Annotated in this window: 15 protein-coding genes and 1 pseudogene; 9 read left to right on the top strand and 7 right to left on the bottom strand. The window is 72.7% G+C overall.

The window, feature by feature from the left end:
* Positions 1 to 115: 115 nt before the first annotated feature.
* The 3 genes from BN6_RS23275 to BN6_RS46835 all read right to left on the bottom strand — a co-directional run bounded on the left by BN6_RS23275 (position 116) and on the right by BN6_RS46835 (position 1,245).
* A complete protein-coding gene (locus tag BN6_RS23275; RefSeq protein WP_015102197.1) occupies positions 116 to 637 on the bottom strand; it encodes a hypothetical protein in 522 nt (173 codons plus the stop codon).
* An 86-nt stretch (positions 638 to 723) separates the two neighbouring features.
* Complete coding sequence (locus BN6_RS23270) at positions 724 to 1,008, bottom strand: hypothetical protein (protein WP_015102196.1); 285 nt, start codon at positions 1,006 to 1,008, stop codon at positions 724 to 726.
* Between the two features lie 69 nt (positions 1,009 to 1,077).
* On the bottom strand, positions 1,078 to 1,245 hold the full coding sequence (locus BN6_RS46835; RefSeq protein WP_158509416.1) for a hypothetical protein: 168 nt from the start codon (positions 1,243 to 1,245) through the stop codon (positions 1,078 to 1,080).
* On the opposite strand from BN6_RS46835, the gene BN6_RS23265 reads away from it, so the two are divergent.
* Positions 1,244 to 2,107 (top strand): alpha/beta hydrolase, encoded by an 864-nt coding sequence (locus tag BN6_RS23265; RefSeq protein ID WP_015102195.1) that lies wholly within the window; start codon positions 1,244 to 1,246, stop codon positions 2,105 to 2,107. The genes BN6_RS46835 and BN6_RS23265 overlap by 2 nt on opposite strands.
* 48 nt (positions 2,108 to 2,155) lie before the next feature.
* Here the strand turns inward: BN6_RS23265 and BN6_RS23260 are convergent, their stop codons facing one another.
* Positions 2,156 to 2,635 carry a mycothiol transferase gene (locus BN6_RS23260; RefSeq protein WP_015102194.1) on the bottom strand — a complete coding sequence of 160 codons (480 nt, stop codon included), beginning with the start codon at positions 2,633 to 2,635 and terminating at the stop codon, positions 2,156 to 2,158.
* 306 nt (positions 2,636 to 2,941) lie between these two features.
* Here BN6_RS23260 and BN6_RS23255 point away from each other — a divergent pair, with 306 nt between their 5' ends.
* The 4 genes from BN6_RS23255 (at position 2,942) to BN6_RS23235 (ending at position 6,409) form a co-directional block, all read left to right on the top strand.
* Positions 2,942 to 3,430 (top strand): hypothetical protein, encoded by a 489-nt coding sequence (locus tag BN6_RS23255; RefSeq protein ID WP_148302976.1) that lies wholly within the window; start codon positions 2,942 to 2,944, stop codon positions 3,428 to 3,430.
* Between the two features lie 42 nt (positions 3,431 to 3,472).
* The gene (locus BN6_RS23250; RefSeq protein ID WP_015102193.1) at positions 3,473 to 4,330 is read left to right on the top strand and encodes a DUF4253 domain-containing protein; all 858 of its coding nucleotides are present in this window, start codon (positions 3,473 to 3,475) and stop codon (positions 4,328 to 4,330) included.
* Between the two features lie 223 nt (positions 4,331 to 4,553).
* A complete protein-coding gene (locus BN6_RS23240; protein WP_015102192.1) occupies positions 4,554 to 5,564 on the top strand; it encodes a DUF6461 domain-containing protein in 1,011 nt (336 codons plus the stop codon).
* A 311-nt stretch (positions 5,565 to 5,875) separates the two neighbouring features.
* The gene (locus tag BN6_RS23235; protein WP_015102191.1) at positions 5,876 to 6,409 is read left to right on the top strand and encodes a hypothetical protein; all 534 of its coding nucleotides are present in this window, start codon (positions 5,876 to 5,878) and stop codon (positions 6,407 to 6,409) included.
* 95 nt (positions 6,410 to 6,504) lie between these two features.
* Here BN6_RS23235 and BN6_RS43020 read toward each other — a convergent pair.
* A pseudogene (locus BN6_RS43020) lies at positions 6,505 to 7,462 on the bottom strand (multicopper oxidase family protein); the annotation flags it as partial.
* Between BN6_RS43020 and BN6_RS23220 the strand changes: the two are divergent.
* Together BN6_RS23220 and BN6_RS23215 are read left to right on the top strand one after the other, a co-directional pair.
* Positions 7,383 to 8,075 carry a LysR substrate-binding domain-containing protein gene (locus tag BN6_RS23220; RefSeq protein WP_084672735.1) on the top strand — a complete coding sequence of 231 codons (693 nt, stop codon included), beginning with the start codon at positions 7,383 to 7,385 and terminating at the stop codon, positions 8,073 to 8,075. The pseudogene BN6_RS43020 and the gene BN6_RS23220 overlap by 80 nt on opposite strands.
* A gap of 229 nt (positions 8,076 to 8,304) precedes the next feature.
* On the top strand, positions 8,305 to 9,168 hold the full coding sequence (locus tag BN6_RS23215) for a hypothetical protein (protein ID WP_015102187.1): 864 nt from the start codon (positions 8,305 to 8,307) through the stop codon (positions 9,166 to 9,168).
* Between the two features lie 93 nt (positions 9,169 to 9,261).
* Here BN6_RS23215 and BN6_RS23210 read toward each other — a convergent pair whose 3' ends face one another.
* Positions 9,262 to 11,868, bottom strand: a complete 2,607-nt coding sequence (locus BN6_RS23210; protein ID WP_015102186.1) for a glycoside hydrolase family 3 protein — start codon at positions 11,866 to 11,868, stop codon at positions 9,262 to 9,264.
* 373 nt (positions 11,869 to 12,241) lie between these two features.
* Here BN6_RS23210 and BN6_RS23205 point away from each other — a divergent pair, with 373 nt between their 5' ends.
* Positions 12,242 to 13,165 (top strand): fibronectin type III domain-containing protein, encoded by a 924-nt coding sequence (locus BN6_RS23205; protein WP_015102185.1) that lies wholly within the window; start codon positions 12,242 to 12,244, stop codon positions 13,163 to 13,165.
* Positions 13,166 to 13,235: 70 nt separating this feature from the next.
* Here BN6_RS23205 and BN6_RS23200 read toward each other — a convergent pair whose 3' ends face one another.
* Positions 13,236 to 14,078 carry an alpha/beta fold hydrolase gene (locus BN6_RS23200; RefSeq protein ID WP_015102184.1) on the bottom strand — a complete coding sequence of 281 codons (843 nt, stop codon included), beginning with the start codon at positions 14,076 to 14,078 and terminating at the stop codon, positions 13,236 to 13,238.
* A gap of 143 nt (positions 14,079 to 14,221) precedes the next feature.
* Between BN6_RS23200 and BN6_RS23195 the strand changes: the two genes are divergently transcribed.
* Complete coding sequence (locus BN6_RS23195) at positions 14,222 to 14,785, top strand: TetR/AcrR family transcriptional regulator (protein WP_015102183.1); 564 nt, start codon at positions 14,222 to 14,224, stop codon at positions 14,783 to 14,785.
* Positions 14,786 to 15,067: the final 282 nt, after the last annotated feature.

Genomic DNA, 15,067 nt, shown 5'->3' with positions numbered 1-15,067 from the left:
CGACCACCCGCCGCAGCGCGGACGGCACCCATACTCAAGAAGTACTATTCCTTCAGTGTGGAATAAAGTTGACGTTCGGCGAATCGGTCGGCATCCAGCGGCAAGACGGGCGTTGTCAAGCGCTGTGGACGGTGAGGGTGGTCGGGCCCGTCACGCTCGGGACGCCACCGGTGAGGCACTGGAGGAGGTTCGGGGTCACCAGGGTGATGACCTGCTTCGCGCCGGCCGGGGCGAAACCGCCCGCGGTGATCACGCCGGTGTTGGTCACGACCACCTGGCCGGCCACCGCGCTGGAGGTGACGTTGTACTCGAACGTGCTCGGCGCGGTGGTCCCGCCCCAGGTGAACGTGCGCGAGGCCGAGCCGGAGTCGAACAGGACCAGGCAGGACGCGGTGAGGGGGAACGTCTCGGCGTAGCCGGCGGTGACGGCGGCGGGGCTCGTGCAGGTCGGGTAGAGGCCGCTGACCGTGATGGTGGTCGGCCGCGCGGTGAGGGTGAGCGGCGGGTCGAAGGTGGTGACTTCGGTGCCCACGCACACCTGGTCGACCCCCGCCGCCTGGGCGGGAGCGGCGGTCAGGGTGCAGGTGACGAGCAGCAGGAGTGTTGCGGCGCAGCGGAACAGGCGTGACGACGTCATGGTTCGTCCTCCTCGGTGACCGGCGGAAACGACGCGGTACCCGGTGAGTTCGCCGCGCCCGCGCGGCCGTTAGCCGAGCGGGCTGCCTACCACCCGGTCGGTGGAGCACCGGGCTTCTCGGTCGAAGCGGTGCGGTCGTCGGTGCTCTCGGCGGTGTTCCCGGTGCGGTCGGCGGTGTTCACGGTGGGGGAGTGGTCTCGGCGTCGGCGGCGGGAGTGCCGGTGCGCGGCGAGGAGGAGGAGCGTGGTGAGGGCCGCGATGATCAGTACGGTGATCAAGGCGTCGTCCCACGAGCCGGCGCACAGGAGCTTCCCGGTGTCGCTCCTCGTGCACTCGTCGGCTGCGGTGACCGCGTCGGTGAATGCCGGCACTCCTGCCTCCCCGTGGCGTGGCTGCTCGTGGTGTCGGACGCCGGCCGGCTGCCGGCAGTTCCGTCAAAATCACGTGGCGTGGCCGGGGTCGGCGGATATGATCGCCGGCATGTGTTCCGTCATCCACAACTGGCAGGCCGTTCGGACCCGGTCGGTGTCCTGACCGCGGTGTCGGCGCTCGCCGATGCCCGGTCCCGTGTCCACCGTTCGCCTCCGGATGACGAGGATCTTCACCATGCGCGCAGAATCGCGCCCCACTTTCGTGTTCGTTCACGGCGGTTCCAGCAACGCTCGGGCCTGGGGTCCGTTGCAGAACGAGTTGGCCCTGCTCGGGCATCGTTCGCACGCTGTGGACCTGCCCGGCCACGGTGACCGCGCCGGCGGTCCGGCCGCCTACTTCCGGCAGCCCCAGGACGTGGCGGCGCTGGCCGCCGCGCCGTCCCCGGTGCGTGGCGTCACGTTGCAGGACAACGTGCGGCACGTGGCGGGTGTTGTGCGGCGGCTCGCCGAGCTGGGTCCGGTGGTGCTGGTCGGCAACAGCCTCGGCGGTCTGACGATCAGCGCCGTCGCGAACGCCGTGCCGGACCTGCTGGACCGCGTGGTGTACCTGTCCGCGCTGTGCCTGGCCGATCCGGCGATGCTCACCGGGCCGTGGGACGTCGTCGACGACAACCTGCTGGACGCGGCGGCGGCGCGGATCGCCGTGCCGGGTGTGCGTGATCCCGGTGTGACGCGGTTGAACTGGCGTGCCGCGCACGCCGATGCTGGGCTGTTCGCCGAGTTGAAGGCGGCGATCATGGCCGATGCCGACGACCATCTGTTCCGGGTGCTGCTGGACTCGTTGGACCCGGACGAGAACCACTCGGTGCTGGAGCCGGCGGCGGTGGTCCGCGCGGACGGGTGGGGGCGCGTCCCGCACACCTACGTGCGGTTGTCCGAGGACCGGGCGATCACGCCGGCCGTCCAGGACTTCATGATCCGCAAGGCGGACGAGGTGACCCCGGGCAACCCGTTCGAGGTGCGCACCGTGGCGGCCTCGCACGTCGGTTACTTCAGCCGGCCGGAGGTCTTCGCGCGGTTGTTGGCCGATCTGGTCTGAGGTGTCCGGCGGGTGGCTCGCCGTCGTCCTGGGCGGGCCACCCGCGGGTCAGCGTCCGGTGGAGCCGTCGATGAGTTCGCGGAGGATGTCGGCGTGGCCGGCGTGCCGGCCGGTCTCCTCGATCAGGTGGACGAGGGCCCAGCGCACGCTGGGTGCGGGCCGGCCCGGTCGGGGGACCGGCGCGTCGAGGTCGGCGCAGGTGTCGAGCACCTCGTTCGCGCGTCGGACCGCCGTCCGGTAGCGGGTGAGGACGTCGGCGGCTCTGTCGTCCGGCGGGGCGTGGAAGGTCGCCTGCCAGTCGGTGACCTGGTCGCCGAGGAACATCGAGCGTTCGACGGCGGTCAGGTGGGTCAGCAGGCCGAGCAGCGTGGTGCCGGAGGGCACCCCCGCCGTGCGGACGTGCGGTTCGGGTGCGCCGTCGACCTTGGTGGCGATCGAGGTCCGGAGGTAGTCGAGAAAGCCGCGCAGGACCTCGGTCTCGCTGCCGCCGGTCCGGGGCGGCGGGGTGTCGTGTCGTCGGGTGGGCATGGCGGTTTCCTTCCGTCGGGGGTCAGGCGGTGCGGCGGACCAGCAGGACGTGACCGAGTCGGCGGTGCTCATCGAGGGCTCTTCGCTGTCGGGTTGCCGCCAGTCTCACCAGAGGTGTCCCGTGCCGGCACCGATCCGTGCGGTTTCGGCAAGGTCCCGGTGGCGGTGGTCGCCTGGCCGGCAGGCCCGGTTCAGGAGCGGATTCCCGGCGCGCTCCGGCTGGAGGCCGCCCGGAAAATCGTGGTGGTCGTCGGACGGGCGTGTGGCAGCGTGGGCGGTGATCGACATGTCGGCGGGGGAGGAACCGTGATCGGTGAGTGGGCTCGCGATGCCTTGGCGGGGCGGCACTACCGGGAGCTCGGCTTCGACTCGGTGCACGTGGACGATCTCGTCGGCGACGACTACGTGGAGGCGACGGCCGTCGAGGACGGGTTCCGGTTGTTCGACGAGCTGGTGGTCGCCTGCCGTCCGATCGCCCGCGAGGTGCGGGCGATGTTCGTCGTCGTCCTCGACGGCCAGGGGGAGTTCGACCCGCACGCACCCGAGGCCGGCGGGTTCGCTGCCGCGTGGGACCACTTCACGCCGCCCGAGTTCTACCTCTCGGCCAGGACGGCGCAGCTCACCCCGTACGTCGTGGAGGAGTACAAGAAGCCCTACCCGGCGGGAACGCGCGCCGCGCCGCACGGCCAGTACTACGTGTACTACCGCTGTCACCGCCAAGACGGCGACGAGTTCACCCGGGCCGTTCACGTCGAGCACTACCCGGAGGTCCAGGGGACCGCAGGATCACGCTGAAGGTGGGTCCGCGGGTCGTGCTCGCCGCCTACGATCCGCGGCATGATCTCTGAACCGCCGTTGCCCGACGATCTCCGGGCGCTGTTCGCCGGGGGCGTCGACGTGGGTCGGACGTTGTCGGTCCCGCTGCCGCCGGGCCGTTCGGTCGCCGCTGCGGACGACGCGGGCGGCCGGCCCGGGTTCTGGCTGAGCGACGGGCCCGCACCCGCAGGCCTGTGGGCCCGGCTGCGTGCCGAGCACGACCGGTCGGGGCTGTGGCCGTTGCTGCTGGACGCCTTGGACGACGAGGACGCCGACTACCGGCCGTGGGGCAACGGGGAGGTGACGCCCGGCCGGATGTCGTCGCCCGCCGGCCACGACCCCGCGCGGTTGTTGGAACGGTGGTGGGGCGAGCACGTCGAGGACGCGCTCGACGACACGGCGACGCCCGCCGAGCGGGACGCGGTGACGGCCCCGTACGGCAGCCGGTGGCCGGGGCTCGCGCCCGGCCGGCCGGTGAGCGCCGATGCCGGCCGGATCGCCGACGGCCTGGCCGAGGAGATCCTGGCCGGCCACCCGTCGGTGCGGCTGGGCCTGGTCGCCGTCGGCCGCGCGGCCGACGCCGTGACGGTGGTCGGGTGGCAGGGGCCGACCAACTACACCGACGACACCGCGGAACTGTCGGCGGTGTTGCGCAGCTGGGAGGAGCGGTTCGGCGCGCGGGTCGTCGCGGTCGGGTTCGCGACCCTGCTGCTCTCCGTCGCCGCGCCGCCCACCACCCGTGATGAGGCGTTGGCGGTCGCCGCCGAGCACTTCGCGCTGTGCCCGGACAACATCTGGCAGGACGACGAGCCGCACACGCTCGCGAGGTACGCCGAACGTCTCGTCGGCGACCACTCGTGGACGTTCTGGTGGGACTGATCGCCGGTCGGCCGTGGTGATCCGGGCGGCCGAGGCGGTGCCAGGTCTCCGGTCGGCGATGAACGAGGCGCTGCTGGACCTGGTGCACGCCGATCCGCTGGACGCGTGGACCGACCTGCCGTGCTGGAACTCGACGGACCGCTCGACGGGCGGGTGGACGCCGTCCTCGCGGCCCTGGGCCAGGTCCGCACTCGGTAGAGGGCCACGCGCCTAGGGTGGCGGGATGTTGCCTGAGCCTGTGGTGCGTCCCGACGCGGTCGGGTACTACGCCGCCCTGGCGGCTGCCGGGGGAGCGTGGCCGTCGGAGGCGATGTGCCTGACGGTGGTGCGCGGGTTGTCCGTGGCCGAGGCGTCGGACCGGTTCGACGCCCCGCTCATGGGCCACGCCGCGACGCTGGTCGACGTGGCCAGGGCGGCGACCACGGCGTTTCCGGATGAGTTGCCGCTTGTCGTCGCGGACCACGTCGACGGGTGGGCGCTGTTGGGGGAGGAGAACGGTTATCACGGCGCGGGCCGGGACGTCCTCGCCGCGCTGTCGGTCGGGACGGTCGCGGCGAGCGTGTACTGGAACGTCGAGTACGACAGCCTCCTGATGGTGGCGTGCGACGGCCGGGTGCTCTCGGCGCTGGAGTTCGGCGGCGCGGCACGCGGTGGCGACCGGCCGGACGCGGCGCGACCGTACCTGGACGGGTTGCCGTTCGGGGAGCGGCCCCGCGCCGCCGGGTTGGCTTTCCTGGAACGGTTTTCCGGCGTTCGACTCCCGGGCGACTGGCCGACGCGGGAGCTGCCCGCCGCGGTGGTCGTCGGCCCGGAGCGGTTCCGGCCCGCGAACCCCCGGGCGTGGCTGCGGCCCGGTGACGAACCGTCGCACGAGCCGGCGCGCGCGGTCGCCGAGCGGGCCTGCCGGGCGCACGGCGTGGTGCCCGGCGACGAGCCGCTGGCCCGTGCGCACGCCGAGTACCGTGCTGCCCTGCACCTGCGGTGGCGGCGATGCCTGCCGCTGCCCGAGTCGATGGACGTGATCGAGCGGTTGCACGCCGAGATGCGTCGCCGGGACGCCGACACCGGCGAGGAACGCGCGGCGGCGGCCCGTGCCCACGCGCTGGCGGCCGTCGCGGCGAGCGCGGAGCACGACCCCGTCACGGCGACCGGGTGGGCCCTCTACAACGCGGCGCAGGCCGACGAGGCGAGCCGGGCCGACCGCCACCCGCAGGAGTGGATCCGCCCGACCTGACCGGGTATACCTACCGCAACGACCGGCACTACCCGGAGATAACGGCGGAGCTACGGGTCGCAAAGGGCCGATATGTGCCCTATTCGTGGTGGCGTGGCATTGTCGGGTTGACTTGTTAAATTCACACCGGCTATCCCGGGTGGGGCCTCAATCTCACGTAACAGCTGTTCACGGGCATGTGGTGGAGATCTTGCGCGGAGTGGGCGGAACTCTGCCGAGGGGTTGAGGGTGGTCCGGTCAATTCGCTAGCTTCGAATACGCCCGATGTGCCCTGCAACGCGTCGGGTCCCTGCAATGAAAGGAAGAGCAACGTGAAGAAGTTGTTCTTGGCACCTGCCCTGCTGGCCCTGGTCGTCGCCGTGCTCGTCGCGCCGAACTCGCACGGCTCGTTCACCGTCGAAGGCCACGCGACCAGCGTCGTCGACGTCGCGGGAGCGCCCGCGAACCTGCTCTCCGCCGCCCCGGCGGCCGGGTGGCCCGTGCCGCGCGCGCGGACCTACCGGATCCTCAGCTCCTGCTCGGCTTACGCGTCCGCCATCCGCACCGGCGCGCGGGCCTGGAACGGGCTGACCGAGAGCGCCAGCGGCACCCCGGTGGAGTGCCGCAACGGTTACATCGCCGACTGCGGCGGCGGCAGCCGGGTCGTGGGCTGCAACTGGGGACAGGGCCAGCGGATCGCGCTCTACATGGGCGGTGTGAACGACGACGCCCTGCTGGCCGCCCACGAGTTCGGCCACGACTGGTACGGCCACTCCTCGTACCGGTGCGCGGGCTGGGGCAGCCCGCAGGAGGTGATGGCACCGAGCATGTGCAACTACGGGGCCGCCACCGCGTTCGAAGGCTGATCCGCGCGGCGCGGACCGCGTGACACGGAAGCGACGGCCGGCCGGCGGATACCCCGCCCGCCGGCCGTCGCGTCCTCGTGGACGGGGCAGCGTGGTCAGATCGTCTCGAAGTTGGCCATCATGACCATGTCCTCGTGCTCGGCGTTGTGGCAGTGGAACATGTACCGGCCTCGGTAGCCGTCGAAGCGCGCGATCACCTCCACCGCCTCGCCGGGGCGCAGGTCGACGGTGTCCTTGCGGCCCACGTCGTGCGGTGCCGGCGCGCGGCCGCCCCGGGAGAGGACCCGGAAGTCCACCAGGTGCAGGTGCACCGGGTGGTGCAGGTCGACCACGAAGCGCCAGATCTCCACGTCCCCCAGGCGGGGGCGGGCGTCGATCCGGGACGGCGCGTCGGGCTCACCGCCGATCGTCCAGCCGTGCCGGCCGCCGACCAGGCCGCCGCGGAAGGAGAAGTCCCTGGTCACGCCCGCCTGTCGCGGGTGAGCGGGTCGAGGTCGGCCAGCCGGTCCGGGACGTGGGTGTCGTCGGTGGCGCGGCGGGCGACGCGGAACCGCATCACGTGCGCGGCCGGGCCAGCGCCCAGGCGGTTGACCAGGGTCACCTCGGTGCCGACCGGGTAGCGGCCGAAGTCGACCACCACGTCGTACCGCTTGGCCGGGGCGATCGGCACGTGGTCGTGCACCTGGGGTGCGTCGAGCAGGCCCTGGTCGGAACCGATCTGGGTGAACGCGCCGCCGCCGGGTGGCGGGGGTCCAGCGCCAGGTCGTAGCGGCGGGCGTTGGAGCCGTTGAGCAGCCGCAGCCGGTGCCTGGTCGCGGGCACCTCGGCGACCGGCCACGGCGCGCCGTTGACCAGGATCACGTCGCCGAGCACGCCCTCGACGTAGTCCTCCTCGACGCCGGGCACGGTGGTCAGCGACCGGTCCAGCGACGGGTAGCGCAGCGAACCGTCCGCCGCGAAGGCCCGGTCGGCGATCAGCAACGGCAGTTCGCGCTCGTCGCGGGGCAGCGGCAGCGCGTCCTCCTCGTCGTGGCGCACCAGGTGGAAACCCGACCGCGGCCACGTCGCCGTCGCGGCCGAAACCCTGCTCACCCTCACCGGCCTGCTCACCGGGTTCCGCGCCGAGCACCCCGGCGTGGACATCCGGCTGTACCAGTCCTCCGCCCCGGCCATGGCCGAGCAGCTGCGCGCCGGCGAGGTCGACCTGTGCTTCGCCTCCCAGCCGCTGCCCGGCCCGGACCTGCGCACGGCGGAACTGCTGCGCGAGGAGGTGCTGCTCGCCGTGCCGCCCGGCCACCGGCTCGCCGAACGCGGCCGGGTCCGGCTGGCGGACGTCGCCGGCGAGCCGTTCGTCACCACCCGCCCCGGCTACTGGCCGCGCGAGCTGGCCGACCGGGTGTTCGCGGCGGCCGGCCTGCACCCCGACTACACCTGCGAGACCGACGAACCCGGCGCCACCGGCGAGCTGATCGTCGCCGGCCTCGGCGTCGGCCTGGTGCCCGAGTTCTCCCGCCGGCCCGAGGCCCACGCCCGGGGCGTCTGGCTGCACCTCGACGCCCCGGACTGCTACCGCAGCCTCACCCTCGTCTGGCGCGCCGACGCCTACTTCTCCGTCGCGGCGCAACGACTCTCCGACTTCGCACGGGAGCACTTCCGGAACCTGTAGGGCCTCGCGCCCACCGTTGAGTTCCGCTTCGCCGACGGCGTGCGCCCGGTCAACGGCCTCGACCTCAGCCGGCACTGACCCGTCCGGCCTCGCCGGGGCCGTACCACCCGGTGCGCAGCTCCGTGCACACCACCCCGCGACCGCGCTCGCCGACCAGGCCAGGCACCCTTGTCACCGGCCCTGTCGTCCCCGCTGGGGTCCCGCGCACCCCACTACCGAGGATCGACACGTGACACTGCCCTACCCGCCCGACGACGACTCGGCCGCCTACCACTACATCAACGACGTGCTGCGCAACCGCGACGACGACGCGTGGCGGTTGCTCGCCGCCGAAACCCACGTCGAGCAGACCGACCGGGTGATGCGGGCGATGCTCGACCGGATCGCGGTGGCCCGCACGCACCGCACGGCCGTGCGCGCCAAGGCACGGGCGCGGGCGGCGTCGGGGGAGATCACCCAGGCCGAGTACCAGCTCGACGCGGCCGAGGACGCCACCAAGGCGAGCAAGACCGCCCACTTCGAGACGTTGCTGCGCGAGCACCACCGCCAGATCGCGCAGGCCGCCCGCCGGCTGCGCGGCGACGACGTCCGCGACGAGCTGACCGACCTGGTGCTCGCCCTGGGCACGGCCATCGACACCCACCGCGCCGCCGTGCTCGACGCCGGGTACAAGCCCACCGCGGCCGACGAGGCGCTGTGGGCGCGACTGGCGGGGCTGGACGTGCCCGGCACGTCCGAGGGCGAGCCGCGCGCGTCGGTGGAGGAACTGGTCAAGCGCCGCTCGGCGACCCAGGACGACCTCGGGCGGGTGCTGGCCGGGATCATCCTCGACGTGGCCGGCGGCGCGCCGTCCGTGCCGCGCTCCGCCCTGCTCAGCGCGTGGAAGAAGGCCGTCGCGCCGACCCTGGCGGTCGAGCAGAAGACCGAGTTCGCGGCCAAGGGCAAGGGTTCGCTGGCGACCGAGAAGCTCCGCAAGACGATGGGTCACCTGGAGCGCAAGGGCCTGGTCAAGCGCACCGAGTCGGCGGACGGGCAGCGGCTCGACGTGCTCGACCGGCGCGGCCTGGAAGACCTCGCCGACGGGCGGGCGTGAGCCCCGCCGCGGCTGCGCGGTGATCACGGCCCGCCGCTCCTGCGGTGGCCCGGGGGCGGGGCGCGGTGGTGTCCGCGCCCCGCCCTCAGCACGTCAGCCCACGTCCGCGCAGGTCTTCGCGTCCGGGTCCTGGGCGGCCTTCGGCACCCAGCGGACGTTCGCGAAGGACGCCTCGAACGGGCCGTCGGTGAACACCAGGAACGGGATGTTGACCTTCTCCAGGTCCAGCCCGGCCGCCGCCAGGCACGAGACCGGGATCTTCACCGTCGACCGCGTGCCCACCGGCAGGTCGGTGAGCACCTTGGTGACGTCGACCTCGGCCAGGCACGGCCACCCGCAGTGCGCGCCCAACGCCGTCCGGTTGGCCGGCGGCCGGTGCACCACCACGTCGAACACCACGGCGGCGTTCGCGTTGAGGTAGCCGCGCAGGTCCGTGCCACCGGCCGGGTCGGCCAGGAAGACCTGCCCCGGCCCGGTGCCCGGCCACGTCCCCCGCAGCCCGTCACCGGTCGCGTTCACGTCGGCCGGCGTGATGGCGATCGAGCTGTGCGCGGCCGTGCCGTCCGGTCCGATCTCGGTGCCGTCCCAGTTGTCCGGCGACGCGATGTAGCCCCGGTAGGGCGCGACGTCCCCGGCCACGTACAGCCGCCGGTCCTCGGTCGCCGTGCCGCCGCCACCGTCGTCGTCGCACCCGGCCGCCGGCGACGACTCGTCCAACTGCCCGATGGTGGTGCGCTGCCACGACTTCAGGCCGTAGCGCGGCTTGAACAGCGGGTCGTAGCCCGCTTGGCCGGGGTTGAGCGAGGTCTGGCACGCGCTGCGCGGCCACGAGTAGGACAGGGTGCCGGTGAAGCCCGGGTACGTGTGACGTCCGCGCACCAACAGGTCCGCGACGCCGCCGCCCTCGGTGCCGGGCAGCCACGACGCCACGAACGCGTCCGAGCGGTTCAGCTCCTTGTTGACGTGCAACGGCCGGCCGGACACGTAGACGGTGACGACCGGCGCGCCACGACCCCGGACCTTGTCCAGCACGGCCAGGTCACGCGGGTACAGCTTCGCCGCCTCCAGACTGCGCCGGCCCAGGTCGCCGGTGCCTTCGGCGTACGGGGTTTCGCCGATCACCGCGATCACCGCGTCGAACCCGGCCGGGTCCACGTCACCGGTTTCGGAGAACACGACGTTCTGCGCTCCCAGCGCTTCGCGCAGGCCGCCGAGGATCGTGGTGCCGTTGGGGAAGTCCGCGTTGGCGTTCCCGGTGCCCTGCCAGGACAACGTCCAGCCGCCGGTCTGGTTCTGGAGGCTGTCCGCGCTCTTGCCGACCACCAACACCTTGGAGCGCGGCTTGAGCGGCAGCACGCCGCCGTTGTTCTTCAACAACACCTGGGACTCGCGCACCGCTTCACGGGCCACCTTGCGCGCTGCCAAGGCTTTCGCGGACCCGGCACCCGCGCGAGCCGAGGGCTGCACACCGTCCAGCACGCCCGCGCGCAGCTTGACGCGCAGGATCCGGGTCACCGCGTCATCGATGCGGGACAACGGGATCTGCCCGCTCTCGACCTGGGCGACGGTGTCGGCGATGAACGCCTTCCAGTCGGTAGGCACCATCACCACGTCGATGCCGGCGTTGATCGCCTGCGGGCACGAGTAGTTCGAGCAGCCGGGGACCTGGCCGATGCCGTTCCAGTCGGTCATGACGAGGCCGTCGAAGCCCATCTTGCCCTTGAGCACGTCGGTGATGGTCGTCTTGCTGCCGTGCAGCTTGCCCTCGTCGATCCCGACCTCGGCGTTGGCCCAACTGCTGTAGGACACCATCACGGTCTGCGCCCCGGCCGCCAGCGCGCCGTAGTAGCCCTGCCCGTGCAGGTTGATCATCTCGGCGGCGGAGGACGGGGTCACGCCCTGGTCTCGGCCGCGCAGCGTGCCGCCGTCGCCGACGAAGTTCTTGGCCGTGGCCAGCACGCCGACCCGCCGCCGGTCCGCACCCTGAAGGCCCTTCACGGCCTCGTAGCCGTACGCGCGGGTGATCCTCGGGTCCTCGGAGTACCCCTCGTAGGTGCGGCCCCAGCGGTCGTCCTGCGGCACGGCCAGCCCCGGCGCGTACGCCCAGTCCTGGCCCGTGGCGCGCAGCTGCTCCGCCGTCGCCTCGCCGATCTCGCGGACCAGGCACGGGTCGTGCGCCGCGCCCAGACCGATGTTGTGCGGGAAGACCGTCGCACCGTAGACGTTGTTGTGGCCGTGCACCGCGCTGGTACCCCAGATCACCGGCACGCGGGTGCGCGAGGTGGTCGAGGCGTTCCAGTACGAATCGGCGAGGGCGAGCCACGCGCCGGGAGCGGCGTGCTTGTCCAGCCCCGGCCACGAGCCCGCGCTGTTGAGGACCGAGCCGATGCCGTACTCGCGCACCTCGTCCGGCGTGATGGTCCCGATCTCGGCCTGTGCCATCTGGCCGACCTTCTCGGCCAGGGTCATCGACCCGAGGAGCTTGCGGATCCTCCGCTCGTCGCCCGCGCCGGACCCGACGCGGCTGTCCACCGCCGGCCAGTCGGACAGCACCGGCAACGACTTCTCGATCCGGGCGCACCCGTCCTCGGTGCGCGGCTCGCCCACCGCCGGCTGCGTCGGGGAGGCGTGGGCACCGGCGGTGACCAACCCGGCGGCGAGCACCGCGGCGAGCACGGCACCCAGGTGTCTGCGTGACATCGGCAAATCCGTTCCTCGGCGTGCGGCGGCACGGGCAGATCCTCACCACGCCCGTCGGGCCTGGTCAAGATCGAGGTGACAACGTTCCCTCGCAGGTGTTAGCGCGAATGGCGGCACCCCGAAGCGGGCCGGGCGGTGCGCCGGCGGCGGCGGGAGCGCGTGGTGCGGCGATGACGCCGTTAGCAGACGGCAGACCCCTCGTGGCGGGGCCGCCACGCGAGACTTCGGGTTCACGCCGCGCCCTGTCGTCGGGGATTCGCGGGCTCGCACCGGATCGCGCGAACGCCCCCCGGCCGGCGGCGCGCCGGTGGCATCCTGGGCAGCGGGCGCACGGACCATCGGGCTTGTACTTCGGCGGGAAGAGGGGAATCTCGTGCGATCTACCAGCAGAGCACGGCGTTTCGCGATCAGGTCGCTGGTGCTGGGGCTGTTCTGCTCCGGCGCGGTCGTCGCGGTGGCGGGCCCGGCGGCGGCCGGACCGGTCGAGGCGGGCTTCGACTACCGGTGCGCCTTGCCCAACGGGCACAGCCTGCCCGTCCGGGCCCAGGTGAAGGGCGGGCTGCCCGACGACACCTGGAAGCCCAACAGCACCGCGTACGGCGACTACACCTACATCGACGTCGATGTGTCGCTCGGCGGCGACCCGGCGGTGCTGGGCAACGGGTTGAGCGGCGGGCCGGGCAACGGGTTGGGCGGCGGGCTGCGGATCGACGGCGACAGCACCGCGACGCTCGGCGCGACCTTCGACGGGCCGAGCGGGACGCACACCGCCGAGGCGGGCCTGACCTTCGCCCCGACCAGGGTCGGCGGGAGCGGCTTCTCGCTGCGCGCCGCCGGCGGTTTCCCGGCGCTGATGTTCTTCCGGCGAGCGGGCGACCACGTGATCCGCCTGGGCGACCTGGAGCTGAGCCTGCGCCCGGAACTGGCCGACGGCAGGCCGCTGGGCACGATCACCACGACGTGCACGCTCGCGCCGGGCCAGGGCGACGTGCTGGGCACCCTGTGGGTGGAGGGCATCATCATCGAACGACCGGTGCGGCCGACCGGGCTGCACGTGACGGCGTCGACGCCGACCACGGTCACCCTGGCCTGGCAGTCGGTCCCGTGGTGGTTCGAGACCAGGGGCCACGACGTGTACCTCGACGGGGTCAAGGTCGCGTTCGTACCGGAGAAGCAGACGACCCTCACCGGCCTGGCCCCCGACAGCCAGCACCGGGTGAAGATCGTGACCCGTGACGACCGCGGCTTCGCGTCGAGCCCCGGCCAGGGCCTGGTCTTCGCCACCCCGCCCCGCTAGCGCGGACGGCGTTGGACGCCCTCGGTCCCCTGGGTCGCCAGGGGACCGAGGGCGTCCAGCCGGCGGCGGGTCAGTCGGCGAGGAAGCTCACCAGCAGGTCGGAGATCTCGTCGCCGTGGGTCCACAGGAACCCGTGCGGCGCGCCCTCGATCTCGACGTACCGGGCCGCCGGCAGGCGCTTGGCGAACTCGCGCCCGCTCGCGTCGATCGGGAGGATGCGGTCGGCCGTGCCGTGCGCGATCAGCACGGGCACGCCGGTCTCGGCGACCTTGGCGACGTCGTCGCGGAAGTCGGTCAGCCACGTCGACACCACGGCCCAGGACGCCTTGGCCCCGGCACCGGCGGCCACGGCGTAGCTGGTGCGCACGGCGGCTTCGCTGATCCGGCTGCCCAGGTTCTCGTCGAGGTTGTAGAAGTCTCGGTAGAACTGGTCGAACCAGGCGTAGCGGTCGGCCTTGGCAGCGGCCCGGATGCCGTCGAAGACGCTGCCGTCGACGCCGGTGGGGTTGTCGTCGGTCTTGAGCAGGAAGGGCTCCAGCGACGCCAGGAACGCCGCCTTGGCGACCCGGCCCGCGCCGTGGCGGGCGAGGTAGCGGCCGACCTCGCCGGTGCCCATGGAGAAGCCGACCAGCGTGACGTCGGTCAGGTCCAGCGCGGTGAGCACGGCGGCCAGGTCGTCGGCGAAGGTGTCGTAGTCGTAGCCGGTGCTCGGCTGGTCGGACTTGCCGAAGCCCCGGCGGTCGTAGGTGATCACCCGGTGGCCGGCGTCCAGCAGGGCCTGCTCCTGCTTCTCCCACGAGGCGCCGGACAGCGGGTAGCCGTGGATGAGCACGACAGGCCGGCCGGTGCCCCGGTCGGTGTAGTGCAGGGCGATGTCGGCGCTGTTCTCGCGTCCCACGGTGATGTACGGCATCTCGGTGTCCTCTCCGGTGGTCGTCGGGTGGCGACAACCGCCAAGCTATTACCGAACGATCGGTAAAGCAACGTGAGACGGCAGACAGCACCCGGACGGGACGTTCTCTTGCGCGTTGACCGTACGTTCGGTATCCATGGGGGATGGCGCGTCCCCCGTCCGTGCGCGACGACGACCTGAGCGACCGGCTGGCCGAGGTGTTCCGCACGGCCGGCTACGAGGGCGCGTCCCTGGGCGCCCTGTCCGAGGCCGCGGGCCTGCGGCGGGCGAGCCTCTACCACCGCTTCCCGGACGGCAAGGCGCAGATGGCCGAGGCGGTGCTGGAACGGGTGGAACGGCTGTTCGTCGAGGCCCTGGCACCCCTGCGGGACGACCCGGACCCGCGCGCCGGGATCACCCGGTCGGCACGGCTGATCGGCGGGCTGTACGGCGGCGGCCTGCTGTCCTGCGTGATGGACAGCATGACGCTCGGCGGCGTCCCGGAGGCCGTGCGGCGGCGGGCGGCCGGGGTCGCCGAGCTGTGGATCGGCGCGATGGCCGACGCGGCGCGCCGGGGCGGCCGCTCCGGCGAGGACGCGCGGACCGCCGCCGAGGACGCGTTCGCCTTGATGGAGGGCGGCCTGGTGCACGGCCGCCTGTTCGGCGACAGCGGCCCGTTCCGGCGCGCCCTCACCCGCCTCCCGGACCTCCTGCTCGGCCGGCACTGAGCCGCGCCCGACCGGACCCGTACGATCCCCGGGCCACCGCTGTGCCGTGCCGCCGGGGCTCCCACGTCCTGGGAACCCGCGCGACCTCCATCCGGCTGGTCCGGACTGCGTCGAACGGGGCCGGCCCCGTCTCGACCGGTGCCCGGGTGCCTCGGCGAATGGCCTGCTCCGGGTGCTGCCGGGTGCGCGTCCGATCATCAGGACATGGGATGCGGAATGTGTGAACGAGATTCATCCACCTGTGTATTCGTATTCCCGTACGCAGTCGACCGCGTCCTGTCG

The organism is Saccharothrix espanaensis DSM 44229 (assembly GCF_000328705.1).
Lineage (GTDB): Bacteria > Actinomycetota > Actinomycetes > Mycobacteriales > Pseudonocardiaceae > Actinosynnema > Actinosynnema espanaense.
The sequence above is the reverse complement of the archived record's forward strand: the minus strand, read 5'-3'. Positions and strand labels throughout refer to the sequence as shown.

Coding starts and splice junctions, on each gene's coding strand:
- BN6_RS23275 (WP_015102197.1), bottom strand. CDS start 637: ATGACGTCGTCACGCCTGTTCCGCTGCGCCGCAACACTCCTGCTGCTC.
- BN6_RS23265 (WP_015102195.1), top strand. CDS start 1,244: ATGCGCGCAGAATCGCGCCCCACTTTCGTGTTCGTTCACGGCGGTTCC.
- BN6_RS46835 (WP_158509416.1), bottom strand. CDS start 1,245: ATGGTGAAGATCCTCGTCATCCGGAGGCGAACGGTGGACACGGGACCG.
- BN6_RS23260 (WP_015102194.1), bottom strand. CDS start 2,635: ATGCCCACCCGACGACACGACACCCCGCCGCCCCGGACCGGCGGCAGC.
- BN6_RS23250 (WP_015102193.1), top strand. CDS start 3,473: ATGATCTCTGAACCGCCGTTGCCCGACGATCTCCGGGCGCTGTTCGCC.
- BN6_RS23240 (WP_015102192.1), top strand. CDS start 4,554: ATGTTGCCTGAGCCTGTGGTGCGTCCCGACGCGGTCGGGTACTACGCC.
- BN6_RS23210 (WP_015102186.1), bottom strand. CDS start 11,868: ATGTCACGCAGACACCTGGGTGCCGTGCTCGCCGCGGTGCTCGCCGCC.
- BN6_RS23200 (WP_015102184.1), bottom strand. CDS start 14,078: ATGCCGTACATCACCGTGGGACGCGAGAACAGCGCCGACATCGCCCTG.
- BN6_RS23195 (WP_015102183.1), top strand. CDS start 14,222: ATGGCGCGTCCCCCGTCCGTGCGCGACGACGACCTGAGCGACCGGCTG.